Source organism: Azospirillum sp. Marseille-Q6669, assembly GCF_965111635.1.
Map to the genome: position 1 here is coordinate 443033 of NZ_CBCOOP010000002.1, position 22910 is coordinate 465942.

At 68.0% G+C, this 22910-nt stretch carries 23 protein-coding genes and 1 pseudogene; 14 read left to right on the forward strand and 10 right to left on the reverse strand.

Annotated features, from left to right (window positions below; translation table 11 throughout):
• Positions 1-219 precede the first annotated feature (219 nt).
• Positions 220-1905, forward strand: a complete 1686-nt coding sequence (locus ACWPXE_RS13320; RefSeq protein ID WP_454018239.1) for a cache domain-containing protein — start codon at positions 220-222, stop codon at positions 1903-1905.
• Positions 1906-1924: 19 nt separating this feature from the next.
• Here ACWPXE_RS13320 and ACWPXE_RS13325 read toward each other — a convergent pair whose 3' ends face one another.
• Together ACWPXE_RS13325 and ACWPXE_RS13330 are read right to left on the reverse strand one after the other, a co-directional pair.
• Entirely contained in the window at positions 1925-2800 is an 876-nt protein-coding gene (locus tag ACWPXE_RS13325; protein ID WP_454018240.1) for an alpha/beta hydrolase, read from the reverse strand.
• A 77-nt stretch (positions 2801-2877) separates the two neighbouring features.
• A complete protein-coding gene (locus tag ACWPXE_RS13330) occupies positions 2878-3522 on the reverse strand; it encodes a dienelactone hydrolase family protein (RefSeq protein WP_454018241.1) in 645 nt (214 codons plus the stop codon).
• 155 nt (positions 3523-3677) lie between these two features.
• Here ACWPXE_RS13330 and ACWPXE_RS13335 point away from each other — a divergent pair, with 155 nt between their 5' ends.
• Positions 3678-4181, forward strand: a complete 504-nt coding sequence (locus ACWPXE_RS13335) for a cupin domain-containing protein (RefSeq protein ID WP_454018242.1) — start codon at positions 3678-3680, stop codon at positions 4179-4181.
• Between the two features lie 19 nt (positions 4182-4200).
• Here ACWPXE_RS13335 and ACWPXE_RS13340 read toward each other — a convergent pair whose 3' ends face one another.
• Positions 4201-5652 carry an FAD/NAD(P)-binding protein gene (locus tag ACWPXE_RS13340; protein WP_454018243.1) on the reverse strand — a complete coding sequence of 484 codons (1452 nt, stop codon included), beginning with the start codon at positions 5650-5652 and terminating at the stop codon, positions 4201-4203.
• 220 nt (positions 5653-5872) lie between these two features.
• Here ACWPXE_RS13340 and ACWPXE_RS13345 point away from each other — a divergent pair, with 220 nt between their 5' ends.
• The 3 genes and pseudogenes from ACWPXE_RS13345 (at position 5873) to ACWPXE_RS13355 (ending at position 9594) form a co-directional block, all read left to right on the forward strand.
• A complete protein-coding gene (locus ACWPXE_RS13345; RefSeq protein ID WP_454018244.1) occupies positions 5873-6187 on the forward strand; it encodes a hypothetical protein in 315 nt (104 codons plus the stop codon).
• A gap of 910 nt (positions 6188-7097) precedes the next feature.
• Positions 7098-9098 (forward strand): annotated as a pseudogene (locus ACWPXE_RS13350) (PAS domain-containing protein); the annotation flags it as partial.
• Positions 9099-9258: 160 nt separating this feature from the next.
• On the forward strand, positions 9259-9594 hold the full coding sequence (locus ACWPXE_RS13355) for a response regulator (RefSeq protein WP_454018245.1): 336 nt from the start codon (positions 9259-9261) through the stop codon (positions 9592-9594).
• A gap of 16 nt (positions 9595-9610) precedes the next feature.
• Here the strand turns inward: ACWPXE_RS13355 and ACWPXE_RS13360 are convergent, their stop codons facing one another.
• Both ACWPXE_RS13360 and ACWPXE_RS13365 read right to left on the reverse strand, forming a co-directional pair.
• Positions 9611-10138, reverse strand: coding sequence for an isopentenyl transferase family protein (locus ACWPXE_RS13360; protein ID WP_454018246.1), 528 nt, complete (start codon positions 10136-10138; stop codon positions 9611-9613).
• A gap of 95 nt (positions 10139-10233) precedes the next feature.
• Entirely contained in the window at positions 10234-10518 is a 285-nt protein-coding gene (locus ACWPXE_RS13365; protein ID WP_454018247.1) for a hypothetical protein, read from the reverse strand.
• 92 nt (positions 10519-10610) lie between these two features.
• Between ACWPXE_RS13365 and cutA the strand changes: the two genes are divergently transcribed.
• Both cutA and ACWPXE_RS13375 read left to right on the forward strand, forming a co-directional pair.
• Positions 10611-10925: a divalent-cation tolerance protein CutA gene (cutA, locus tag ACWPXE_RS13370; RefSeq protein ID WP_454018248.1), complete on the forward strand. Its 315-nt coding sequence runs from the start codon at positions 10611-10613 to the stop codon at positions 10923-10925.
• A gap of 121 nt (positions 10926-11046) precedes the next feature.
• Positions 11047-12261, forward strand: a complete 1215-nt coding sequence (locus ACWPXE_RS13375; RefSeq protein ID WP_454018249.1) for an MFS transporter — start codon at positions 11047-11049, stop codon at positions 12259-12261.
• A 4-nt stretch (positions 12262-12265) separates the two neighbouring features.
• On the opposite strand, the gene ACWPXE_RS13380 is transcribed toward ACWPXE_RS13375, so the two are convergent.
• From ACWPXE_RS13380 to ACWPXE_RS13395, 4 genes are all read right to left on the reverse strand, one after another.
• Positions 12266-12928 (reverse strand): SPOR domain-containing protein, encoded by a 663-nt coding sequence (locus ACWPXE_RS13380; RefSeq protein WP_454018250.1) that lies wholly within the window; start codon positions 12926-12928, stop codon positions 12266-12268.
• A gap of 157 nt (positions 12929-13085) precedes the next feature.
• Positions 13086-14375 (reverse strand): O-acetylhomoserine aminocarboxypropyltransferase, encoded by a 1290-nt coding sequence (locus ACWPXE_RS13385; protein ID WP_038528179.1) that lies wholly within the window; start codon positions 14373-14375, stop codon positions 13086-13088.
• A gap of 19 nt (positions 14376-14394) precedes the next feature.
• Positions 14395-14913 (reverse strand): CoA-binding protein, encoded by a 519-nt coding sequence (locus ACWPXE_RS13390; RefSeq protein WP_454018251.1) that lies wholly within the window; start codon positions 14911-14913, stop codon positions 14395-14397.
• Positions 14910-15716, reverse strand: a complete 807-nt coding sequence (locus ACWPXE_RS13395) for an enoyl-CoA hydratase (RefSeq protein ID WP_454018252.1) — start codon at positions 15714-15716, stop codon at positions 14910-14912. The genes ACWPXE_RS13390 and ACWPXE_RS13395 overlap by 4 nt, the downstream gene beginning before the upstream one ends.
• 259 nt (positions 15717-15975) lie before the next feature.
• Between ACWPXE_RS13395 and ACWPXE_RS13400 the strand changes: the two genes are divergently transcribed.
• The 6 genes from ACWPXE_RS13400 to ACWPXE_RS13425 all read left to right on the forward strand — a co-directional run bounded on the left by ACWPXE_RS13400 (position 15976) and on the right by ACWPXE_RS13425 (position 20136).
• Positions 15976-16446 carry a PaaI family thioesterase gene (locus ACWPXE_RS13400; protein WP_145678146.1) on the forward strand — a complete coding sequence of 157 codons (471 nt, stop codon included), beginning with the start codon at positions 15976-15978 and terminating at the stop codon, positions 16444-16446.
• Between the two features lie 196 nt (positions 16447-16642).
• A complete protein-coding gene (gene rplM / locus ACWPXE_RS13405) occupies positions 16643-17107 on the forward strand; it encodes a 50S ribosomal protein L13 (protein WP_014240247.1) in 465 nt (154 codons plus the stop codon).
• Positions 17108-17111: 4 nt separating this feature from the next.
• Entirely contained in the window at positions 17112-17594 is a 483-nt protein-coding gene (gene rpsI / locus ACWPXE_RS13410; RefSeq protein WP_014240248.1) for a 30S ribosomal protein S9, read from the forward strand.
• Positions 17595-17728: 134 nt separating this feature from the next.
• Positions 17729-18781, forward strand: a complete 1053-nt coding sequence (gene argC / locus ACWPXE_RS13415) for an N-acetyl-gamma-glutamyl-phosphate reductase (RefSeq protein ID WP_454018253.1) — start codon at positions 17729-17731, stop codon at positions 18779-18781.
• Positions 18782-18816: 35 nt separating this feature from the next.
• Complete coding sequence (locus ACWPXE_RS13420; RefSeq protein WP_183182090.1) at positions 18817-19335, forward strand: gamma carbonic anhydrase family protein; 519 nt, start codon at positions 18817-18819, stop codon at positions 19333-19335.
• A gap of 213 nt (positions 19336-19548) precedes the next feature.
• A complete protein-coding gene (locus tag ACWPXE_RS13425; RefSeq protein ID WP_454018254.1) occupies positions 19549-20136 on the forward strand; it encodes an OmpA family protein in 588 nt (195 codons plus the stop codon).
• 167 nt (positions 20137-20303) lie between these two features.
• On the opposite strand, the gene ACWPXE_RS13430 is transcribed toward ACWPXE_RS13425, so the two are convergent.
• Positions 20304-22103, reverse strand: a complete 1800-nt coding sequence (locus ACWPXE_RS13430; RefSeq protein WP_454018255.1) for a PHA/PHB synthase family protein — start codon at positions 22101-22103, stop codon at positions 20304-20306.
• Between the two features lie 257 nt (positions 22104-22360).
• Here ACWPXE_RS13430 and ACWPXE_RS13435 point away from each other — a divergent pair, with 257 nt between their 5' ends.
• A complete protein-coding gene (locus ACWPXE_RS13435; protein ID WP_454018256.1) occupies positions 22361-22729 on the forward strand; it encodes a hypothetical protein in 369 nt (122 codons plus the stop codon).
• The last annotated feature ends 181 nt before the right edge of the window (positions 22730-22910 follow it).

A 22910-nucleotide genomic window follows, 5' to 3' on the forward strand; every position in this document is an offset into this window, starting at 1 on the left:
CGTCCAGGCGTGATAATTTTCAAACCTCGCAAGGGGCATCAATTTTCTGACAGAACAAACAAAATGTCTGCAACGAAAGGTCTATGATCAACGCTGAGTCTTTGGGTTCGATCAAGTAAAACTATTAATGAATGAGTCACGATTTTTCTTATAGCATTCCGATGGCCGAACGGCCGGCGCGCAATCGGTCATCAGCGCGCATTTGTCGGAAGGGTTGTCATGTTCGATAATGTGTCCATCCGCTCGAAGCTTTGGGGGTTGGTGGCTCTGGCGAGCATCGCGTCGGCGGCCGTCGTCGGCGCCGGCCTCTGGCTGAATTACCAGCGCATGCACGAGGACCGCGTCCAGTCCCTGCGCTTCATGGTGGAGGCCGCCCACAGCATGGCCGCCGCCTACGAGGCGGAGGCCGCCGCCGGCCAGATCACGCGGGAAGAGGCCCAGGCCCGTTTCAAGCGGTCGCTTCTCGGCATGCGCTACGGCGGGCAGGAGTATCTGTTCGCGATCACCCTGGACGGCTTCGGCTTCGCCCATCCCAGCCCGAAGCTGATGGGGCAGGACGTCTCCGGCGTGAAGGACGCCAAGGGCGCGCCGATCCTGATGGACATGGCGCGAATCGCCAGGACAACGGGGGAGGGGACCTACGGATACTTCTGGAACGTCGCCCCGAACAGCGAGGAGACGGCGGCGAAGCTGTCCTACATCAAGATCTTCCAGCCCTGGGGCATCTACATCGGCACAGGCGTCTTCATCGACGACATCCGCGGCGCTTTCCTGAGCACGCTGTGGACCGTTCTGGCGGTGGCCGGTCTTCTGGCGGTGCCGGCGGTCTGCCTGATTGCGCTCGTCGGTGTGCGGCTCAGCGCCACGATCCGCAGCCTCAGCGCCCGCATGCACGCCCTGGCGGACGGTGATCTTTCCGTCGCCTTTCCCGAGGCGACCCGCCGCGACGAGATCGGCGCCATGGCCAGCGCCGCCCGCGTGTTCCTGAGCAACGCCGAGGAGAAGAAGCGTCTGGAGGCCGATCAGGCCGCCACGCTGCGCCGCTCGGAGGAGGACAAGCGCCGCACCCTCGCCGGCCTCGCCGAGCGGTTCGAGCGGAGCGTTGGCGAGGTGATGAAGTCGGTGTCGCTCGAAACCGAGGAGATGGAGCGCGAGGCCCAGGAGATGACCCGCGCCGCCGGGCAGACCGACCGGTTGGCCGGCGCCGTGGCGACGGCGACGGAACAGACCTCGGTCAACGTTCAGACGGTCGCGGTGGCGACGGAGCAGCTGTCGGGTTCGGTGGGGGAGATCAGCCGCCGCGTCGCCGACGCCTCGCGCATTGCGCGGGACGCCGCCATCGCGTCGGAGCGGGCGACCGGCAAGGTGACCGGGCTGGCCGAGGCGGTCGGGCGGATCGGCACCGTGGTGAGCCTGATCAACGACATCGCGGCGCAGACCAACCTCCTGGCGCTCAACGCCACCATCGAGGCGGCCCGCGCGGGCGAGGCCGGCAAGGGCTTTGCAGTGGTCGCCGGCGAAGTGAAGAGCCTGGCCAGCCAGACCGCCCGTGCCACCGAGGAGATCGCCGCCCAGGTCGCCGGCGTCCAGTCTGCGACCGGCGAGGCGGTGGCGGAGATCGGCGGCGTGGCGCAGGTGATCGAGCAGGTGAACGGCATCGCCACGATCATCGCGTCAGCGGTGGAGGAGCAGGGGGCAGCGACCCAGGCGATCAGCCGCAACGTGCAGCAGGCCGCCGACGTCACCCGCGAGGTGGCACGGGACATCTCCGGCGTCACCGCCGCCGCCGACCAGTGCGGGAAGATGGCCTACGCGGTGCTGGAGGCGTCCCGGCAACTGGCCCAGCAGTCGGAAACCCTGAACGGCGAGATCGGCGGCTTCCTGCGGACCCTGCGCACGCAGTGAACGGCGGCGCGCCGGGACGTCAGTCGGCGGCGGCGCGCGTGTCCGCGTCCGTGACCGCTGCCGGAGCCGTCCTCTTCGGCACCGTCTTATCCAACGCCTGTTTCTCCAGAACGGCCGTTTCCACCCAGTCCGCAACGTAGCGGGCGACCGATTCCCAGCCGGGTTCGAGCATCATGCTGTGCCCCATCTCCGGGAAGAACACCGGCTCCGTCCGGAAGGCGCGGGCGGTGGCCCCGACCTGATCCTTGGGGATCAGCCGGTCCTCCTCCGCGCCCAGCACGGCCACGCGGGCGCCGCGGGCCGGCAGGAGCGGGAAGGGAATCCAACCGCCGATGTCCAAAAGCACGCGCTGCGACTCCTCCTGCATCAGAGGCTCGTAGCGCTTGGCCAACTCCAACGGCACCCGGTCGGAGAACATGGCGCGGCGCACCGCCTCCGCTTCGATGCCGTTGGAGAAGGTCATCAGCATGCCCATCTGCTGGAACACGTAGGGATCGCTCCAGGCCAGCCGCATCGTGGACTCCAGCAGGCCGTGCGGCGGGGCGGAGGCCATCAGGACCGCCCCCGGGAAGCGGCGGCGGATCAAGGCCCGCTGGACCACCATGCCGCCCATGGAATGGCCGACCAGCACCGGCGGCGCCGAACAGGCCTCCACCGCACTCAGAACATCATCCACATAGTCGGCGATACCGAAACTGCTCAGGCGCTCCCGCCCCTCGCTGGCGCCGTGGCCGCGCAGGGACACGGCGTGCGCCTCCCAGCCCTGCTCGGCGAACCAGGGCAGGAAATGCTCGTCCCAGATCCAGCCGCCGCAGAAGGCGCCATGGACGAACAGCAGGGGCACGGGCTTCACCGGTCCGGCAGGGCGGCGGCTGAGGATTTCGAGCTGGGGCATGGGCGGTCCGATCCGGGTGCTGCGACGCGGCAGGGAAACCAGAGGTAGCCCGCATCGCTTCCGCTGTCGACCCGCGCTCAGCCGTTGGCTGCCTTGAGAAGATGGGTGGTGAACCAGGAACGCGCGGAATCGGCCACCTGATCCAGTTTCCCCGTCTCCTCGAACAGCCTGCCGGCCCCCGGCACGACCTCCAGTGCCTTGGTGCAGTGCAGCCGGGTGAAGGCATCGTTGTTGAGGTCCAGCGCCGGTGCGTCCTTGCCGCCGACCACCAGCAGGGTGGGGGCGGCGACAGCGTTCAGCCATTCCTCCGCCAGATCGGGCCGCCCGCCGCGGCAGACCACGGCACCAACGCCATCATGCTCTGCGGCGCGCCCGGCCGCGATCAGCGCCGACGCCGCTCCGGACCCGGCGCCGAAGAAGCCGATGGGCTTGCGCTCCACCGCGGTGGTCGCGCGCAGGTGGCGGACGGCCAGCAGCAGGCGCTCGGATTGGCGGTGGACGTCGAATTGGTTGGCCGGGTCGGCCTTCTCCCCCTCGGTCAGCAGGTCCATCAGCAGCGTGGCGAATCCGGCCTCGCGCAATCGTGCGGCGACGCGGACGTTGCGCGGGCTCATCCGTCCGCTGGAGGTGCCATGGGCAAAGATTACCGCCGCCGCGAAATCGGCGGGCGCGTCGAACCGGCCCGCAAGGCCGAGCGGTGGAATGTAGAGCGTCGTCTCCATGCGCCTTTCCCCCTTTCGTTGGGCCTTGCCCCGCTGAGGTGCCCGGCCGGTGGCTTAACAGGCCGGATGGTCGGTCCGTGCCCGATGGCCTACAGTGACGATCTCCGACCGAATCCAGAGATCGGTATCGTTCCCCGGTGAAGGGAGACCCACCTTTGTCAGACGAAGCCCCGCCCAACGCGCCGCCCAACGCACCGCCCACTGCCCCAGTCCTCGACCCCGCCGCAGTCGGGGCGAAGCTCGGCGCCACCGACTATCCGGAGCCGTTCCGCGCGGCGGTTGCCGGGCGCCTGCGCAAGCGGCTGGGCAACCCGCTGGGGATCACCAACTTCGGCGTGAACCTGACCCGGCTGGAGCCGGGCGCCGCCTCCGCCCTGCGGCACTGGCACACCCGCCAGGACGAGTTCGTCTATGTGCTGGACGGCGAACTGACCCTGGTCACCGACGCCGGAGAGACGGTCCTGCGTCCCGGCATGTGCGCCGGCTTCCCGGCCGGAAAGCCCAACGGGCACCAGCTCGTCAACCGCTCCGACGAGCCGGCGACTTACCTGGAGGTCGGCGACCGCAGCGCGGGGGACGAAGCGCATTACCCGGACGAAGATCTGCGCTACGACAGCGTGACGGATCTCTTCACGCATCGCGATGGCACCCCCTGGTGAGCGGGGGGCTCCCATCCGGTCAGGGCACCGCCCGCGCGCCGAGAAACGCCGGCTCCGCCAGTGGATAGGCGGATCGCCGCAACTGGGTGATGTGCTGGGCGGCCTGGGCGCATTGGCTGCGCAGTTCGGGCACCGCGGTCATCTCCCAGAAGGGCGGCCGGCTGACCGGGCCGAGCGCGAACAGCCGGTCCGACGCCTGCCCATCCTCGCCGATCAGGGCGCCGTCCATGGTGACGTCCAGCCCCAGCCGCAGCGGATCGGGCCGCGCCAGACCGCGCGTCAGCAGCGCTTTGACCAGCGGATGGGCGATCCGGTTGAAGTCGCACTCGGTGCCGGTGGCGTTGACGATGGCCCCAACTGTCCGGGTCCAGACGGTTCCCTCCGCCGCGCGGGCGCGGACGGTCGCTTCCACCCCGTTCGGAACGAGGCTCAGCGTCTGAAGGCGGCCGGCGCGGATGGTCAGCCGCCCGTTGGCGCAGAGGGCGGCGATGCGGGCCGCCACCTCGGGCGCGATGCGGTGGCGATGGACCTCCCAATAGGGGCGGACATGGCGCAGGAAGCGCCGCCGCTCCTCGGTCGGCAGGTGGCTCCAGATCAGGTGATGGTAGGGCCGCAGCGCGTCGAAGGCCGACCGCCAGTCGAACCCGGTCTCCCGCGCGCGGCGGACGTCGGCCTTCAGGGCAATCAGCACGTCCAGCACGGTGTGCGGCATCACCTGCGGGTGGATGAAACTCTTGAAGGGCCGCGTCTCCTCGTGCGTCTGGGGCAGCAGGCCGCGGCGCGACAGGGCGACGATCGGGCCGCGGTGCCCCTGGTCCTCCAGCGACAGCACGGTGTCCACCATGGTCAGTCCGGTCCCCAGGATCAGAACGGGTGCGTCGGAAGCGATCGTGCCCAGCGCCGGCCAGTCCCAGGGCGAGGCCACGTAGCGGCTGGAGGCGTAGACCTCCGGCGCCGGGACCGGCGGCGGCGAGGGAGCGAAATTGCCGACGCAGAGAACCGCCGTGTCCACCGACAGGCTGGTCCCGTTGCCCAGCCGCAGCCGGGTGCCCCGCGCGTCCGACGCGATGTCCACCGCCTCCGCCTGCGACACGGTGAGCGAGACGTGGGGCGGGGCCATAGCCACGGCCTCCCGCAGGACGTCCTGGATGTAGGCGCCATAGCGGGCGCGTGAGACGAAGGCGTGGCCGCTGGGCGGCGCCGCCCCGGCCCCGTCATCCTGCGCCCACAGCCAGCGGAGGAAGTGCCGCGGGTCATCCGGATAGGCGCTCATGTTGTAGGCGCGCACGTTCAGCAGATGCGCAGCGTTGGGCGTGGAGTAGGCGAGGCCGGCGCCGACGCTGGGCGTGCGTTCGATCAGGTGCAGGCTGGTCGGCTCATCGGCGCGACGCATCAGATGCGCGGCGAGGACGCTGCCGGTGAAGCCGGCCCCGATGATGGCGATGCGGCGTTTCGAAGGGCGTGCTGACAACGTCGGCGCTCCTCTGCTCTGGCCGTACAAAAGGGGCGGTGATCCGGCGCTGCGGCGCCGGGAGGCCCAGCCGGCCACTGTTCGGTGCAGGATTGTACAGGTCAACCGCTATTCCGGTGTATCATCTCCCTCCGGACAGCGCTGGCGGAATCATGGTTAACAAGAAATTAACTATAAGCAGAGAGGGTTTCGTACGTTCGAACCATGTACGGCAGGACCGATGCGCAACCACCCTTTCCGACCCGCCCATGCCATTTCGCCCAATGCCATGCCGGACGAGGCCGACCAGGCTCCGTCCGCGGCGCGTGAACCCGACGTGCAATTGGCCGCCATGGTGCCGCAGAGCGTCAAGCGCGCCGTCCGCCGCCGCGCGGAGGAGGAGGGAACGACCGTCCGCAGCGTCCTTCTGCGCGCCCTGAAGCACGCCGGGATCGCTGAGGTGGAGGAGTCGGAGATCGCCGACCGCCGCATCGCCGCCGGGGCCGAACGCTCCGGCGTGTGGAAGGCCACCCGTACCCCCACCAGCGCCCGTTGACGGGAGCATCCCGCATCCCGCACGGTCTTACGGCATCATTTACCGAAAGCCGTCCTGCATGAGCCTTCTTCACCGTCTGTTGCTGCTCGTCTTCGTGGCGATGATCCCGGCGGCCGTCATCGAGGTGAAGAACGAGTTGGCCCTGCGCGCCGCGCGGGAGGCCGAGGTGGGGCGGGACGCCCTGCACCTCGCCGCGCTGTTCGAGGCGGAACAGCACCGCATGATCGAAGGGCTGCGGCAGGTGCTGAGCACGCTGGTGAAGGCCGACCCGGCGCGCGCGCCCGGTTCTCCGGCCTGTCAGGCGCTGATGGACGATCTGCGCGCGTCGTATCCCGGTCATCTCGGCATCGTGATCGCCGGGCTGGACGGGGTGGTGCGCTGCTCGACCGACCGCACCTCGCTGGGGATTTCCATCGCCGACCGCGACTATTTCCGCGACGCGCTGGACAGCGGCCGGATGACGCTGGGCGAGCATGTCTTCCGCCGGACGGATGGGCGCTCCGCCATGCCCGTCGCGCTGGCCTTCAAAGACGCGGAGGGCCGGGCCGCTGGCGTTGTGACGGCGATGACCGACATCTCCTGGATCGCCGATTTTCTGTCCAAGCGGCCGCTGTCCGACAGCGCGCGGATCACGCTGGTGGATCGCCGCGACCGGGTGGTTGCCCAAGTGCCGCCCCTGCCCAGCCAGACGGGGCCGAACCAGACGGATGCGAATGGCACGCTGTCCCCATCCGTTATCGCGCTGCTCTCCCGCGAGGCCCCCGGCGTCGCCGAGGTGACTGGGCCGGACGGCCGGCCGCGCATCGTCGCCTATCAGCCGACCGGCCGGAGCCTGGATGGCGTCGGCGTCGTGGTCTGCCTCGACAAGGGCGAGGCGCTGGGACCGATCCGCGGCGCGATGGTTCAGGCGATGACGGGCATCGCCACCGTGCTGCTGCTGACGCTGCTCGCCGTCTGGTGGGGTGCCAGCCGGTTCCTGCGGCGGCCGGTGGCAGCCCTGGTCGCGACGGCGGAGCGCTGGAAGGCCGGCGACCTGACGGCGCGCAGCGGTGTGGCGAAGCAGTCGTCCGAACTCGGCACGCTGGCCCGCGCCTTCGACGGCATGGCCGAGGAACTGGCGCGCCAGCAGCAAATCCGGGAGCAGGCCAACGCGCGGGTCCACAAGATGGCCGCCGTTCTGGGCAGCACCACCGACGGCGTGTTCGAGGTGGATCGCAACTGGCGCATCACCTTCATCAATGAGCGCGCCCGGACGTTGATCTCGGGGGGACGCGACCTGATCGGCCAGGATTTGTGGGACATCTTCCCGGAGGTCGCCGCCAGCGCGTTCGGCGAGAACTACCGCCGCGCCATGCGGGATCAGACGCCCGTCGAGTTCGAGGAGTATTGCACGGCCTTCGAATCCTGGTTCGCCGTGCGGGCCTTCCCGTCGCCCGACGGGCTGGCTGTCTTCTTCCAGGACACCACCGCCCGCAAGTGGGGGGAAGCGGCGCTGACCTCCGCCAACCGGGAGAAAAGCGCGCTGCTCGCCCAGCTGAACGGCCTGCTGCAGAACGCGCCTGTCGGCTTCGCCTTCTTCGACCGCGAGCGCCGCTACATCCGCATCAACGAGCAGTTGGCCGTTAGCAACGGCATCCTGGCGGAGGCCCATATGGGCCGCACGCTGGCGGACCTTCTTCCCGTCATCGGGGCCAGCGTCGAGCCGCTGATCGACCGGGTCTTCGACACCGGCGAGCCGATCCCTTACCGGGAAGTGATGGGGGAGACGCCCAAGGAACCGGGCGTTACGCGCCATTGGCTGATCGCCCTGTTCCCCGTGCATGAGGGGATCGAGGTCGCGGCGGTCGGTGCCGTCGTGATGGAGGTCACCGACCTGCGCCGGGCCGAGACGGCGCGCCGGCAGAGCGACGAACGGTTCCGGTCGGTCTTCGAACTGGCCGCGGTGGGCATCGAGCGGGTGGGGTTGGATGGCCGCATCCTCGATGTCAACGCCAAGATCTGCGACATCGTCGGCTACCCGCGCGAGGAGTTGCTGCGGCGGACGTACCGCGACATCACCGACCCGGCGGACCTGCCGACGGAGGATCGGCTGATCGAGCGGCTGCTGTCCGGCGAACTGGTCAGCTACGCCCTGGAGAAGCGCTACCGCCGCAAGGACGGCGGGGCGGTGTGGGTGCGGGTGACCTCGTCGCTCGCCCGGATCACCGGCACGGAGCCGGCCTACCGCATCACCGTCGCCGAGGACATCACCGAGCGCAAGGCGATGGAGGCCGAGCTGCGTTCCGCCCGCGACGAGGCGGAGCGCGCCAACCTCGCCAAGTCGAAGTTCCTGGCCGCGGCCAGCCACGATCTGCGCCAACCGCTCCAATCGCTGTTCTTCTTCGCCGCCGCCCTGTCGGCCCATGTCGGGTCCCCCGCGGGCAGCAAGATCCTGACCCATCTGGAGCAAGGGCTGGACGCGCTGAAGGGGCTGCTGGACAGCCTGCTCGACGTGTCGCGCCTCGACGCCGGGGTGGTGACGCCGGTGTTCGAGGATTTCGACGTGGCGGAGGTGCTGGACCCGATCCGCGCCGCCTACGCGCCGGTCGCCGCAGGCAAGGGCATCGGCTGGCAGGTGGAGGTCGCCGCCGGGCGGGTGCGCAGCGACCGCACGCTGCTGGGCCGGCTGCTGCGCAATCTGGTCGAGAACGCCATCCGCTACACCGACAGCGGGCTCGTGCGGGTGCAGTGCCGGCCGGACGGGCGGTTCCTGTCGATCGTCGTCCAGGACACCGGAATGGGCATTCCCGACGACCATCTGGAGCGGATCTTCGAGGAGTTCCATCAGGTCGGCAACCCGGAGCGGGACCGCAACCAGGGGCTCGGCCTCGGCCTCGCCATCGTGCGGCGCCTGTCACGGCTGCTCGATCATCCGGTGGAGGTGCGTTCCGCGGTGGGCAAGGGCTCGGCCTTCCGGGTTCTGGTGCCGATGGGCGAAACGGTGGTCGCCGCCGCCGCGGGGCGGGGGTGCGGCACCGGGGATGGGGCAGGGCCGCCTCGCGGTGCTGGTGGACGACGACGCCATCGTGCTGATGGGCCTTCAGCTGATCCTGACGGAGTGGGGGTATGCGGTGCTGGCGGCGGGCAGCGCCGATCAGGCCATGGAGCGTCTGTCGGCACAGACCCGCGTTCCCGACATCGTGATCGCCGATTACCGGCTGCGCGAGGGGCGGATCGGAACCGAGGTCATCCTGCGCGTGCGCGAGCGCTACGGCAGCGGAGTTCCCGGGGTGATCCTGACCGGGGAGACGGCGCCGGACTGTCTGCTGGACGCCACCGCCCACGGGCTGACGGTGATCCACAAGCCGGTGACCCCCCGTGAACTGGCGGCGGCGGTGGACCAGCAATTGAAGGCCGTGCCGGCGTGAGGCGTGCGCTGGGACCTTATCGCGTAAGGCCCCAGCGCCGGTACCACGCGTTCAGATCCCGCGCGGAGTCGATCCGGATCTTCGGCAGGTCGGCCTGATCGAAGGTCCGCAGGTTTCTCGCCCGGTTTCTCGGGGTGGTGACAGCGATGTGGCGGATCATCTCCCACTTGATGCTGTCCCGGCGGCCCTCCAGCGCGCCGCGCCGTTCCCGTTCGAACAGGGTTCGGCGGAAGTAGCGCAGCAGGCTGAGCGGCATGGGCACGTCCAGTTGGATCAGGCCCGTCGCCCGCCGGAAGCGCTGCGGAATGCAGCGTGAGTAGTTGCCCTCCATGACCCAACGCTCGCCGGCGATGGCCGCGTCGTGCAGGGCGACGAACTCGTCGGTCGGGCGTGGCCGCCAATCCGTGTCGGGGGCATGGTACAGCCGGTCGAGATGGACGACGGGAAAGCCGTTCCGCCGCGCGATCGCTTCGGCAAGCGTGGATTTTCCGCTGTTGGACGGCCCGAGAATGCAAATGCGGGGGCCGAGGTCGGAGAGCTGCATGGAGTGATACCGTCACGAAACGAAGCCGGTCGGGCCGCGAGCGTTCGCGGACCGCAACATGGTGCGCATGGGGTGGATCGTCACCCGTCCGGCGGTCACTCCGCCTGGACGAGTTCCTTCGTGGCGGGGCGGGGGGCGAGGGCGGAGCGGCCGGCGTCGGTCAGGCGGCAGACCAGCCAGTCGGGCTTCAGCGGATTGTGGAACCAGCGCTCGGCCCAGCCGGACTTCAGACAGCTTTCGATGGTCTGGCGCTTGACCCGTTGGCCGTCGCCGTCGAACAGGGGCAGCTTGCCGCCGGGCTGGTCCAGGCCGTTGCGCAGCCACGCCGCCTGCGCCTCGGTGGGGCGGCGTCGGGACGTGGTGCGTCGGGGTGCGGCCATGGTTCGTCGCCTCGGAAGATGTTGCGGCCTGGCTGTTGCGCCCTGGCGGCCTGTGGCAAGATTCGGGCACTCTACATCGAAAGGGTTCGGCCATGGAATTCGTCTTCGCCTACATCACGGCCGGATCGCGGGACGAGGCCCGATGCATCGGCCGTGCGCTGGTCGAGGAGCGGCTGGCCGCCTGCGCCAACATCCTGGACGGAATGACCTCCATCTATCGCTGGCAGGGCGTCATCGAGGAGGCCACGGAAACGGTGCTGATCGCCAAGACGCGGGCGGAGCTGTTCGACCGGCTGGCCGCGCGGGTGCGGGAGCTGCACAGCTATGACGTGCCCTGCGTGGTCGAGCTGAGGGTGGGGCGCGGCAACCCGGCTTATCTGGACTGGCTGCGCGACGAGACCGCCTGAGCCCCGACGACAGCCGTCGCATGCCGGCCATGACGGCGGCGCATTGGACCGCCTCCGACCCGCGTGCCAGTTTCGCAAGGGTTGCTTTCAAGCGCAAATCATCCGGATGCGGAGAATTTCCATGACCGACACATCGGCGCGGCTGTCGATCGGCTTTTCCTGGATCGGCCACGCGCTGATGCACATCGTAACGGCCCTGTTCCTGACGGTCGTCCTGGTGTTGGAACGGGAATGGAAGCTGCCCTACGACGAGCTGATCCGGCTGTGGACGCTGGGCGCGCTGATGATCGGCGTCGGCGCGCCGCTGGCCGGCTGGCTGGGCGACCGCTGGAGCGAATGCCGGATGATGGCGGTCTTCTTCCTGCTGACCGGGGCGGGGACCATCGCCTGCGGCCTGACCGACGGTCCGGAGGCGTTGTTGTGGGCGCTGGCGGTGCTTGGCCTCGGCGCCTCCATCTACCACCCGGTGGGCATGGCCTGGATGGTCAAGAACGCCACCAACCGCGGCAAGGCGCTGGGCTACCAGGGCATCTTCGGCACCATCGGCATCGCTTCGGCGGCCGTGGTGGCCGGCGGCCTGACGGAATGGCTGGGCTGGCGCTCGGCCTTCCTGATTCCGGGGGCGATCTGTCTGGGGCTGGGCGTGGCGCTGGCCCTGCTGATCGCGCTGGGCAAGGTCGAGGATCGCCAGGGCGACGTGAAGCCGATCCCCAAGGCCTCGCGCGGCGACGTGATCCGCGCCTTCTTCGTTCTGTCGGTGACGATGATCTGCGCCGGCCTGATGTTCAATGCCATGCAGGTGGTGCTGCCCAAGCTGTTCGAAGCACGGCTGAGCGACCTGCTCGGCGGCAGCACGCTGGGCGTCGGCGGCGTGGTGACGGCGGTCTATCTGTTCGCCGCCCTGCCGCAGCTCGTCGGCGGGCATCTGGCGGACAAGTACCCGCTGAAGCGCATCTACACCCTGTGCCTGCTGGTCCAGGTGCCGATGATGGCGGCCGTGGCGGTCCTGGCCGACCTGCCGCTGGTCGGTGCGGCGGCGCTGGTCGTCGTGGCCTCCCAGGTGCAGATCCCGGCAGAAAACCTCCTGCTTGCCCGCTACACCCCGGAGAAGCACCGCGGGCTGGCCTACGGAGCCAAGTTTATCCTGTCCTTCGGCGCCGGCCCCCTGGCCGTTCAGCTCGTCGCCCTGGTCTATGAGCGGACGGGCGAATTCGTCATGCTCTACATTACGCTGTCGGTTCTGGCGCTGATCGCCTTCGCGGCGGCGCTGCTGCTGCCGCGCGACCGTGACGCTCCGGCCAAGCCCGCCACGGTCCCGATGGCGGCAGCGGAGTAACGGGTCACATTTTGTCCGGCAGGCTGGGGTAGGGCGCATCTCCGGGCAGATCGGCGACCACCGTCCGCCCCTTCCAGGTCAGGAGCCATGCGTCACCAACCCCGGCGGCGCGGATCTCGGCCAGCCGGCGCAGGGCGGTCGGGCGGTCCTCCGGCGGCAGGACGAGGCGGTGGATGCGCCGGCCCTGCACGTCGGCCGCCACGATGTCGGCCTCCGGATGGCCCAGCCGCGCGCGCTGGGCTTCCGCCTGCCCACGTTTGGAAAAGCTGCCCGCCACCACGAGAAAGCGCCGTTCGGCGGGGCGCGGCATCGGCGGCAGCACGGCGATCTCCACCTCCGCCGTCACGGGAAGCGGCGCGGGCGGTGGCGTTGCGGGGACGGGCGACGGTTCCGGTTCCGGAAGGGGGACCGGCACGCTCTCGGCACTGCGGACAACCGGCACGATCACAGGCTTGCAGACATAACCCTGGCTCAGGACGCGGAAGGTCGCGCAATCCTGCTGCAGCATGGCCGACAGCATGTGGTCGGTGCTGCTCTTGCTGGTTCCGACATACAGCAGCCCGTCGACCGCGAAGGACGCGGCGGTCATAGCCACCGGTGCCCCCGCGCAGCCGCCCAGCCCCACCAGCGCGACCGCCGCCACTCCCCGCCTGAGCCGTCCGCTCATGCCCCGCTTCCCCACCCTGTTCGCGTCAGGGTCGGTGCTATGACCTGCGGAGGTCAATGGAACGGCCAGCGCTCAGCCCTTCGCGTCGCGTCTACCTCTTGCGGGGTATCCTCCGTCCGCCGGGGCGAAACCCGCGTCGGACGGAGGGATGCCGGCATCAGGCGGCGGACAGTGCGCGGTCGAGGTCGGCGATGATGTCCTCGACGCTCTCCAGTCCGATCGACAGGCGCAGCACGTCCGGACCGGCGCCCGCCTGGGCCTGACCTTCCGGCGACAGCTGGCGGTGCGTGGTGGAGGAGGGGTGGATGATCAGCGACCGGCTGTCGCCGATGTTGGCGAGGTGGCTGAGGAGCTGGACGTTCTCCACCACCTTCACGCCGGTGTCGAAGCCGCCCTTGACGCCGAAGGTCAGCACGGCGCCGGCCCCCTTTGGCAGATACTTCTTGGCGAGCGCGTTGTACTTGGACGATTCCAGACCAGCGTAGCTGACCCAGCCGACCGCCGGATGGCTTTCCAGGAACTGCGCGACCTTCAGGGCGCTGTCGCTGTGGCGCTGCATGCGCAGCGGCAGCGTCTCGATGCCGTTCAGCGTCAGGAAGGCGTTCAGCGGCGCCTGGCTCGGCCCGAGGTCGCGCAGGCCGACGGCGTGGCCGTGGATAGTGAAGGCCAGATGACCGAAGGTCTCCTGGAACTTCAGCCCGTGATAGCCGGCGTCCGGCTCCGACAGGGCGGGGAACTTGCCGGACTTGCCCCAGTCGAAGGTGCCGCTGTCGATGACCACGCCGCCGACCGAGGTGCCGTTGCCCGACAGGAACTTCGTCGTGGAATGCACGACCAGCGTGGCGCCCCACTGGATCGGGTTGATCAGGTACGGCGTCGCCAGCGTGTTGTCGACGATCAGCGGAATGCCGGCCTCGTCGGCGATCTTGGCGATGGCCTCAAGGTCCGTGACCACACCGCCGGGGTTGGCGAGGCTTTCCACGAAGATCGCCTTGGTCTTCGCGGTGATGGCGGCGCGGACGTTCTCCGGCTGGTCGGTGTCCACGAAGACGGACTTCCAGCCGAAGGCGCGCGGGAAGCTGGTGCCGAGCTGGTTCAACGTGCCGCCGTAGAGCTTGCGCGAGGCGACGATCTCGTCGCCCGGCTCCATCAGCGGGAACAGGGCAAGCAGCTGCGCGGCGTGGCCGGAGGAGGTGGCCGTGGCCCCGGCGCCGCCTTCCAGGTTGGCGAGCCGCTCCTCCAGCACCGACACCGTCGGGTTGGTCAGGCGGGAGTAGATGAAGCCGACCTTCTGGAGGTTGAACAGCGAGGCCGCGTCGTCCACGTCGTCGAAGACGAAGCTGGTGGTCTGGTAGATCGGCGTCTGCCGCGCCCCGGTGGCGGGGTCGGGGGCGGCGCCGGCGTGGATGGCGCGGGTTTCGAAACCGAAGGACTTCTGCTCGCTCATGATGGCTTCCTCTGCCTTTTTACATCAGTTTTTTGAAGGATTTGGCCGGTGCGGCCTTCTTGGATGTCAGGATGTTGGAGTTGACGCCGATGCGCCCGATCTCGTGGAACAGGCGCTGAAGCTCGATCTTGGGACAGCGGTTCATGACCACGGTCAGCCCCGCCGCCTCGGCCCGCGCCGCCGCCTCGTCGTTGCGGACGCCGAGCTGCATCCACACCACCTTGGCGCCGATGGCGATGGCCTCGTCCGTCACGCCTCCGGCGGCGGTGGCGTTGCGGAAGACGTCCACCATGTCCGGCGGCTCCGGCAACTCCGACAGGCTGGCGTAGACCCGCTCACCGAGGATGGTCTGGCCGGCCAGCTTCGGGTTGACCGGGATGACGCGGTAGCCCTTGTCGCGCAGGTACTTCAGCACGATGAAGCTGGCCTTCACCGGGTCGTTCGACGCGCCGACCAGGGCGATGGTCTTCACCCGATCCAGGACTTGGCGGATGAACTCGTCGCTATAGCCGTCGTGCGAGGGGATGGGGCCGCTCATTGGCCGCACCACACCGGAGGGCGCTTCTGCAGGAAGGCGTCGATGCCCTCCTCGGCGTCGCGGGCCAGCATGTTCTCGGTCATCACGCGGGCGGCGTAGGCGTAGGCCTCCTCCACGTCCAGTTCGATCTGGCGGTAAAAGGCCTCCTTGCCGATGGCCAGCGTCAGCGGCGACTTCGCGGCGATCTTGCCGGCGGCCTCCGCCACCACGGCGTCGAGCCGGTCGGCCGGCACCGCACGGTTGACGAGGCCGATGCGCGCCGCCTCCTCGGCGCCGATCAGGTCGCCGAGCAGAAGCATCTCCATGGCCGCCTTGCGCCCCACGGCGCGGCTCAGCGCCACCATGGGGGTGGAGCAGAACAGGCCGATGTTCACGCCCGGCGTGGCGAATCGCGCGGTGTCGGCGCAATAGGCGAGGTCGCAGGTGGCGACGAGCTGGCACCCCGCCGCCGTGGCGATGCCGTGGACCTTGGCGATCACCGGCTGGCGGATGCGGCTGACCGTCAGCATCAGTCTGGAGCACTGGACGAACAGCGATTCATAGGCCGCGCGGTCCGGATTGGCGCGCATCTCCTTGAGGTCGTGCCCGGCGCAGAAGGCCGGCCCGGCCCCGGCCAGCACCACGGCGCGGACCGTGGAGTCCTGGTGAATGGTGTCCAGCTCCGCCTGCAGCGCGCCCATCAGCCCGACGGACAGGGCGTTGCGCGCTTGTGGACGGTTCAGCGTCAGGGTCGCGACTCCGTCGCGGTCCTCGCGGAGAACCAGCGGCGCGTCGTCGCCGATGAGGGGCGGGGTGTCGTTCATCGCTGTCCAATCCTCCCGGATGTTTTGATCGTTGGCGGGAACAGTACCCCGACCGCCCCCGCCACGGAACCGGGCGTGTGGTCTGTTCATCTAACGGTGCCAAGGCGGACAACTCAACCTATTTGTTGATTGGATTTGTAGATTTAATGCCGTTTGGCATTGGGTGGTTGTGTGAAATGGGCGCCGCCGCGATGCGCTTGGCGGGCCGGGGAATGTCCGCCATGATCGGGCCTCCATAAGAAAACCCATGGGTGAGGGAATGAGCGCGCCGGTCGTGTCCGCCGAGGAACTGGAAGCCCTGATTCGCGAGGGCGTGCCGCTGGTCGGCAATTATGGAATCACCATCGAGCAACTCGGCGCCGGGACCGTGCGCATGAAGCTCCCCTACAACGACAGCTTCGTCCGTCCCGGCGGCACGGTGACCGGGCCGGCGATGTTCGGGCTGGCCGACGTGGCGCTCTACGCCGCCGTGCTCAGCCTGATCGGACGGGTGGAACTGGCGGTGACCACCAGCATGACCATCAACTTCCTGCGCCGCCCGGCGCCGGTCGCCATCACCGCGGATTGCCGGATCCTGAAGATGGGCAAGCGGCTGGCCTACGGCGAAGTCCTGCTGTTCTCCGAGGGCGATCCGGAGCCGGTCGCCCACGCCACCGGCACCTACTCGATTCCGCCACACGACCCTGTGACGCTCGCGGTATCTGGATACCATGATCCGGAAAGCGTCTGAAATCATCAATAATATCAATGGCTTTGCTTTCGGGGTAAAATGATACCGCGTTCTTAGGCCGTTGATACGAAACAGATATTTTTCCGTTGACAGAGTGCCCCTGCACTGCGTACAAAACCGGCCGCTTCGGCGCCCCGGGGATTGAACGTCCAGTTTCGGTGGCCCGCCGATCCACGTTTAGTCAACGAGTGTGGCGATGAAGACCTTCAATCTGAAGCCGACCGACATCGAGAAGAAGTGGTACGTCGTCGATGCCGACGGCCTCGTTCTCGGCCGGCTTGCCAGCATCCTGGCGAACATCCTGCGCGGCAAGAACAAGCCGACCTTCACCCCGCACATGGATTGCGGCGACCATGTCGTCGTGATCAACGCGGAGAAGGTCAAGCTGACCGGCAACAAGCGCCAGGACGACATCTTCTACTGGCACACCGGTTATCCGGGCGGCATCAAGGGCCGTTCCAAGGGCCAGATCCTGGACGGCAAGTACCCGGAGCGCGTGATCGAGAAGGCCGTGGAGCGCATGGTTCCGCGCGGTCCGCTCGGCCGCAAGGTGATGACCCACCTGAAGGTCTACAAGGGCGCCGCCCACCCGCACGAGGCGCAGCAGCCGGTCGCTCTCGACGTTGCGGCCATGAACCCGAAGAATAAGCGGAGCGCGTAATCCAATGGCTCAGGTTACCACCACCCTTTCCGGCCTGAAGGACATCGCTGCCGCTCCGGCCGCCGCCTCCGCCGAAGTGGTCGCCCCGAAGCTGGACGCCCAGGGCCGCGCCTACGCCACCGGCAAGCGCAAGGACGCCGTCGCCCGCGTGTGGATCAAGCCGGGCTCCGGCAAGATCGTCATCAACGGCCGCGACCAGGAAGTCTACTTCGCCCGCCCGGTGCTGCGCATGATGATCGCCCAGCCGTTCGGCATCACCGACCGCGCCGACCAGTTCGACGTGATGGTCACGGTGGCCGGCGGTGGTCTGTCCGGTCAGGCCGGCGCGGTCCGTCACGGCATCTCCAAGGCGCTGACCTACTTCGAGCCGGCGCTCCGTCCGCCGCTGAAGGCCGCCGGCTTCCTGACCCGCGACGCCCGCGTCGTCGAGCGTAAGAAGTACGGCAAGGCCAAGGCCCGCCGCAGCTTCCAGTTCTCGAAGCGCTAAAGCCTACCGCGGACCCGCGTTACTGCTGTACAAGCGAGGGGCGTCCCGACGGGGCGCCCCTTTCTTGTTTCAGTTCTGTTTCACTCGTCTTCACGGTTCGTGCCCATCCCCGTGCGTCAAAAGGAACAGCGTCCATGGCCAACAGCACTTCCCCCATTCGCGTCGGCATTCTCGGTGCGTCCGGTTACACCGGCGCCGAGCTGGTGCGCATGCTTCTCCGCCATCCCGGCGTGGAGATCTGCGCGCTGACGGCCGAGCGACAGGCGGGGAAGCCCATGGCGGAGGTGTTCCCGCATCTGGGCCAGTTCAACCTGCCCGGCCTCGTGAAGATCGAGGAGGTCGCCTGGGACAAGCTGGACGCCGTCTTCTGCGCCCTGCCGCACGGCACCACGCAGGAGGTCATCGCCGGCCTGCCGCGCCACATCAAGGTGGTGGACCTGTCCGCCGACTTCCGCCTGTCCGACCCCGCCGAATACGCCACCTGGTACGGGCATGAGCACCGCGCCGTGGAGCTTCAGAAGGAGGTCGCCTATGGGCTGACCGAGTTCAACCGGCAGGGCGTGCGCAAGGCCCGCGTGGTCGCCAACCCCGGCTGCTACCCCACCTGCTCGCTGCTGCCGCTGCTGCCGCTGCTGATGGACGAGATGATCGAGCCGGGCGGGATCGTGATCGACGCCAAGTCGGGCGTCTCCGGCGCCGGGCGCGACGCCAAGCAGCAGAACCTCTTCACCGAGGTGTCGGAGGGCTTCAACGCCTACGGCGTCGGCCACCACCGCCACATGCCGGAGATCGAGCAGGAGCTGCGGCTGGCCGCCGGGCGTCCGGTGACGGTCAGCTTCACGCCGCATCTCGTCCCGATGAACCGCGGCATGATGGCGACGATCTACGTCCGCATGGCCGACGGGGTCGCCGCCGACGACCTGCGCGCCACCCTGACCGCGCGTTACGAATCGGAGCCCTTCGTGAACGTCACGGCGGCGGGCATCGCCCCGTCGACCCGCCACGTCCGCGCCTCCAACCAGGCGCTGATCGGCGTCTTCCCCGACCGCACCCCGCGCGGCGCCATCATCGTCTCGGTCATCGACAATCTGGTGAAGGGCGCCTCCGGCCAGGCCATCCAGAACATGAACGTCATGTTCGGCTTGGGCGAGACGACCGGCCTGGAGCAGGCCCCGCTGTTCCCGTGACCGAAGAGAAACAGCCTGAGGAAAAGTTGCCTGCGATGTCCGGCCTGATATTGCCCTTCCAGGGCACGCATCCGAAGATCGACCCCAGCGTCTATGTGGCGCCGACGGCCTCGGTCATCGGCGACGTGGAGATCGGGCCGGGCAGCAGCGTCTGGTTCGGCTGCACGATCCGCGGCGACGTGAACGAGATCCGAATCGGTGCGCGCACCAACATCCAGGACGGTACCGTGATTCACGTCGCGTCGGCGGGGCAGGGGACCTACATCGGCGACGACGTGTCGATCGGCCACATGGCCCTGTTGCACGCCTGCACGCTGGAGAGCGGCTGCTTCATCGGCATGCAGGCCTGCGTCATGGACGGTGCCTACGTCGAGTCGGGGGCCATGGTGGCCGCCGGGGCTCTGGTGACCCCCGGGAAGCGTGTGGCAACGGGGCAACTTTGGGCCGGAAGTCCCGCAAGACCCGTGCGTGCACTAACGGAAAAGGACCTTTCCTTCTTCCCGGTAAACGTCAGAAACTACGTGCGGCTTGCTCAAATCTACAGAGAGGGCTAATACCTCTTTAGTGCGTCGCAGCACTGTGGCATACTAGCAACAGTGACACCGGCACGAAACGTGTAGGACTTCCGGAGGGTATGTTTGTACGTGGACAAACCCCACATGTTTCGCGTTTTGTCACGTTACATGCACGCGATATGTCCTATCGTTTGTGCGATTCGTCCTCCGCGAACCAAGCGGTAGGGAGTGTGTCTCTAAGGGAGTGGAGAAATGAACAGCTTCTTCCGCGCTACCATGGCCGTCGTGCCGGCCGCCGTCGTCGCTTTCGGCCTGACCGCCGGGGCTCAGGCCCAGAGCGCCGACACCACCGAGTGGTGCAACCCGGTCATCGGCTGGAACGACACCCCGGTCCGCACGGCGGATGGCGGCTACGCCACCCACCAGGGCAGCTTCAAGTGCCCGCCGGCCGCCGCTCCGGCGGTTGCCCCGGCCCCGGCCGCCCGCGCCCAGACCGAATACCTCGTGTTCTTCGACTGGGATAAGGCCAACGTCACCCCGGCCGCCGATCGCGTGATCGGCGATGCGGCCGCCGCCATCGGCAAGGGCGCCAACGCCCGCGTCCATGTCGTCGGCCACACCGACACCTCGGGTTCGCCGGCCTACAACCAGCGTCTGTCGGTGCGTCGCGCCGAGGCGGTGAAGCAGGCCCTCGTCTCCAAGGGCATCGCCGCCGGCGCCATCACCACCGAGGGCAAGGGCGAGAGCCAGCTCCTGGTGCAGACCGGCCCGAACGTCCGCGAGCCGTCCAACCGTCGTGCGCAGATTCTGCCGCGCGGTGCGAACGCCCCGTCGTCGTAAGGCGCAGGTTCCCTTTCGGGACACGAGCCCCGGACCTCGGTCCGGGGTTTTCGCCGACCAAGGAAAAGGCCCCGGACACTTGTCCGGGGCCTTTTCTTATTCGGGCCCTCTGTCCCTTTCGGTCCGGACATCCGGAGAGCGGCGGACCGCTCTCCGGAGACGGGTCCTCAGACGATGCGCACCTTGGCGTAGGAGCCGGGTGCGTCTTCCAGAACGGGCAGACCACCCTTTGCCGGATCGCGCGCCGGGACCTTGCCGTCGGAGAAGGTGGAGACCCAGTTGTTCCACTCCGGCCACCAGGAGCCGGGGGTCTGCTCCGACGACGCAAGCCAGTCGTCCGAGGCCTTCGGCAGCTTGGCGTTGGTCCAGTAGCAGTACTTGCCGGCGGCCGGCGGGTTCACCACGCCGGCGATGTGGCCGGAGGCGGCCAGCACGAACTTCACCGGGCCGGAGAACAGGTGGGCGCCCATGTAGGTGGACTTCCACGGCGCGATGTGGTCCTCGCGGGCCGACAGGAAGAAGGACGGGGTCTTGACGTTGCGCAGGTCGATCGGCACGCCGCCCAGCGACACCGCGCCCGGCTTCGCCAGCAGGTTCTTCTGGTACATGTTGCGCAGGTAGAAGCTGTGCATGGCCGCCGGCATGCGGGTCGAATCGCTGTTCCAGTAGAGCAGGTCGAACGGGAACGGGTCCTTGCCGAGCAGGTAGTTGTTCACGACGAACGACCAGATCAGGTCGTTGGCGCGCAGCATGTTGAAGGTGGTCGCCATCTTCGAGCCGTCCAGGTAGCCCTGTTGGGCCATCTGGCTCTCGATCATGGTGAGCTGCTCCTCGTCGATGAAGACCGACAGCTCGCCGGCTTCGGTGAAGTCCAGCATGGTGGTGAAGAAGGTGGCCGACTTGATGCGGTCGTCCTTCTTGGCCGCCATGTAGGACAGGGTGGAGGCCAGCAGCGTGCCGCCCAGGCAATAGCCGATGGCGTTCACGTCCTTCTCGCCGGTCACCTTCTCGATGGCGTCGAGCGCGGCCAGCACGCCTTCGAACATGTAGTCTTCGAAGCCCTTCTGGGCCAGCTTCTCATCCGGGTTCACCCAGGACAGGACGAAGACGCTGTGGCCCTGGTCCACCGCCCACTTGATGAAGCTGTTCTTCTCGCGCAGATCGAGGATGTAATACTTGTTGATCCAGGGCGGCACGATCATCAGCGGCCGCTTGTTCACCTCCGGCGTGGTCGGGGTGTACTGGATGAGCTGCATCAGATCGGTCTGGAAGACGACCTTGCCCGGGGTGACGGCGATGTTCTTGCCGACCTGGAAGGCGTCGTAGTCGGTCATGGAGATGCGCAGCTCGCCCTTGCCGCGCTCCAGGTCCTTCAGCAGATGCTCAAGCCCCTTGACGAGGTTCTCGCCGCCCGTCTCGATGGTCGTGCGCAGCACCTCCGGGTTCGTCATGACGAAGTTGGAGGGCGCCATCGCGTCGACGAACTGGCGGGTGTAGAAGTCGACCTTCTTGGCCGTGTGATCGTCCAGCCCATCCACCTCGTTGACTGTGGACTGCATCCACCGGGCCGACAGCAGGTAGGACTGCTTGATGAAGTCGAACAGGGTGTTCTCGTCCCAGGCCGAATCCTTGAAGCGGCGGTCGTCCTTCGCCGGGGCGATGACCGGCTGGGCCTCCTGGCCGAAGAAGCGCTGGGTGGTGCGCTGCCACAGGGTCAGGTAGTCCTGCCACAGCGTCATCTGCGCCTTCATCAGCTTGGCCGGGTCGGCCATCATGCGCGTGGTCATTTCCAGGAACGCATGGCCGACGCCCATCGGGTCGGGGTTCTTCGCGCCAACGCCGTCCGAGGCCTGACGGGACAGGAATTCGGTGACCAGCCGCTGGCTCTGCTCGGCGATGCGGGTCATCGCCCGCGACATCTCCACCGGGTCGGGAAGCTTGACGTCAGGGGCCTGGTTTTCGGCCATTGGTGCGGTCCTTCTTCTTTAGGCGAGTTTTAGGCTTCAGGAGGGACGTTGTGCGGTTTATACAGTGCCTGCCGGAAGTCTGTTCGGTCGGAGTGCGTTCCGGTCCTGGCATCCCGGACAGCTTATGCCATGTCCGTTCGAGCCGGGGTCCGTCATACACCTCTCGTATGAAGATTTCATTTCGCCCACCACCGTTCAAGCGGCCGGATGGGTTCGGATGTGGGGTTCGCAGAATGGAAACGGGTATCCGACGAGGCATGGTGGCGAAGACGGGCCGGTTTGCCCCCGCCCTGTCCGTTCTGGTTGTCTTGGGTCTCTCCGCCTGCAGCGACCGCGTGCTCGACACTGGGCTGCTCGGCGCCGTGACCGGCCGCGACGTGCCCAGCCAGGAGTCGCCGGTGCGCGGCATGTCCGGTGAGAACCGGGAATACCCCAATCTCGGCACTGTTCCGCCGCGCCCGACCGACCTGCGGACGGAAGCGCAGCGCCAGCAGGATCTGGACCGTCTGGCCCAGGACCGCGAGGCCGCCAAGAACATGCCGACCCCCATGGACGTTCCCCCGCCGCCGGACATCACGCCTGGACAGCCAAGCGCCGGGAAGCCCGCCTCCGGGAAACCCAATTGAGGGCAGGGGTGTAGCAAAAGGCTGACGCTGCCAGTAATCCGTAAGTATACCTATGCGGAGCGTCCTTCGGCCTTTGATGGCGTTCCTATGAGCGAAAGGGACGCACCGGCCTTCGTCCCGTCGATGCGCAGTTACGATGGCGGTGGCGCGGACCACGGATCACCCATTGCTGCTGCCAAGG

Coding starts and splice junctions, on each gene's coding strand:
- ACWPXE_RS13320 (WP_454018239.1), top strand. CDS start 220: ATGTTCGATAATGTGTCCATCCGCTCGAAGCTTTGGGGGTTGGTGGCT.
- ACWPXE_RS13325 (WP_454018240.1), bottom strand. CDS start 2,800: ATGCCCCAGCTCGAAATCCTCAGCCGCCGCCCTGCCGGACCGGTGAAG.
- ACWPXE_RS13330 (WP_454018241.1), bottom strand. CDS start 3,522: ATGGAGACGACGCTCTACATTCCACCGCTCGGCCTTGCGGGCCGGTTC.
- ACWPXE_RS13345 (WP_454018244.1), top strand. CDS start 5,873: ATGCGCAACCACCCTTTCCGACCCGCCCATGCCATTTCGCCCAATGCC.
- ACWPXE_RS13355 (WP_454018245.1), top strand. CDS start 9,259: ATGGGCCTTCAGCTGATCCTGACGGAGTGGGGGTATGCGGTGCTGGCG.
- ACWPXE_RS13360 (WP_454018246.1), bottom strand. CDS start 10,138: ATGCAGCTCTCCGACCTCGGCCCCCGCATTTGCATTCTCGGGCCGTCC.
- ACWPXE_RS13365 (WP_454018247.1), bottom strand. CDS start 10,518: ATGGCCGCACCCCGACGCACCACGTCCCGACGCCGCCCCACCGAGGCG.
- cutA (WP_454018248.1), top strand. CDS start 10,611: ATGGAATTCGTCTTCGCCTACATCACGGCCGGATCGCGGGACGAGGCC.
- ACWPXE_RS13375 (WP_454018249.1), top strand. CDS start 11,047: ATGACCGACACATCGGCGCGGCTGTCGATCGGCTTTTCCTGGATCGGC.
- ACWPXE_RS13380 (WP_454018250.1), bottom strand. CDS start 12,928: ATGAGCGGACGGCTCAGGCGGGGAGTGGCGGCGGTCGCGCTGGTGGGG.
- ACWPXE_RS13385 (WP_038528179.1), bottom strand. CDS start 14,375: ATGAGCGAGCAGAAGTCCTTCGGTTTCGAAACCCGCGCCATCCACGCC.
- ACWPXE_RS13390 (WP_454018251.1), bottom strand. CDS start 14,913: ATGAGCGGCCCCATCCCCTCGCACGACGGCTATAGCGACGAGTTCATC.
- ACWPXE_RS13395 (WP_454018252.1), bottom strand. CDS start 15,716: ATGAACGACACCCCGCCCCTCATCGGCGACGACGCGCCGCTGGTTCTC.
- ACWPXE_RS13400 (WP_145678146.1), top strand. CDS start 15,976: ATGAGCGCGCCGGTCGTGTCCGCCGAGGAACTGGAAGCCCTGATTCGC.
- rplM (WP_014240247.1), top strand. CDS start 16,643: ATGAAGACCTTCAATCTGAAGCCGACCGACATCGAGAAGAAGTGGTAC.
- rpsI (WP_014240248.1), top strand. CDS start 17,112: ATGGCTCAGGTTACCACCACCCTTTCCGGCCTGAAGGACATCGCTGCC.
- argC (WP_454018253.1), top strand. CDS start 17,729: ATGGCCAACAGCACTTCCCCCATTCGCGTCGGCATTCTCGGTGCGTCC.
- ACWPXE_RS13420 (WP_183182090.1), top strand. CDS start 18,817: ATGTCCGGCCTGATATTGCCCTTCCAGGGCACGCATCCGAAGATCGAC.
- ACWPXE_RS13425 (WP_454018254.1), top strand. CDS start 19,549: ATGAACAGCTTCTTCCGCGCTACCATGGCCGTCGTGCCGGCCGCCGTC.
- ACWPXE_RS13430 (WP_454018255.1), bottom strand. CDS start 22,103: ATGGCCGAAAACCAGGCCCCTGACGTCAAGCTTCCCGACCCGGTGGAG.
- ACWPXE_RS13435 (WP_454018256.1), top strand. CDS start 22,361: ATGGTGGCGAAGACGGGCCGGTTTGCCCCCGCCCTGTCCGTTCTGGTT.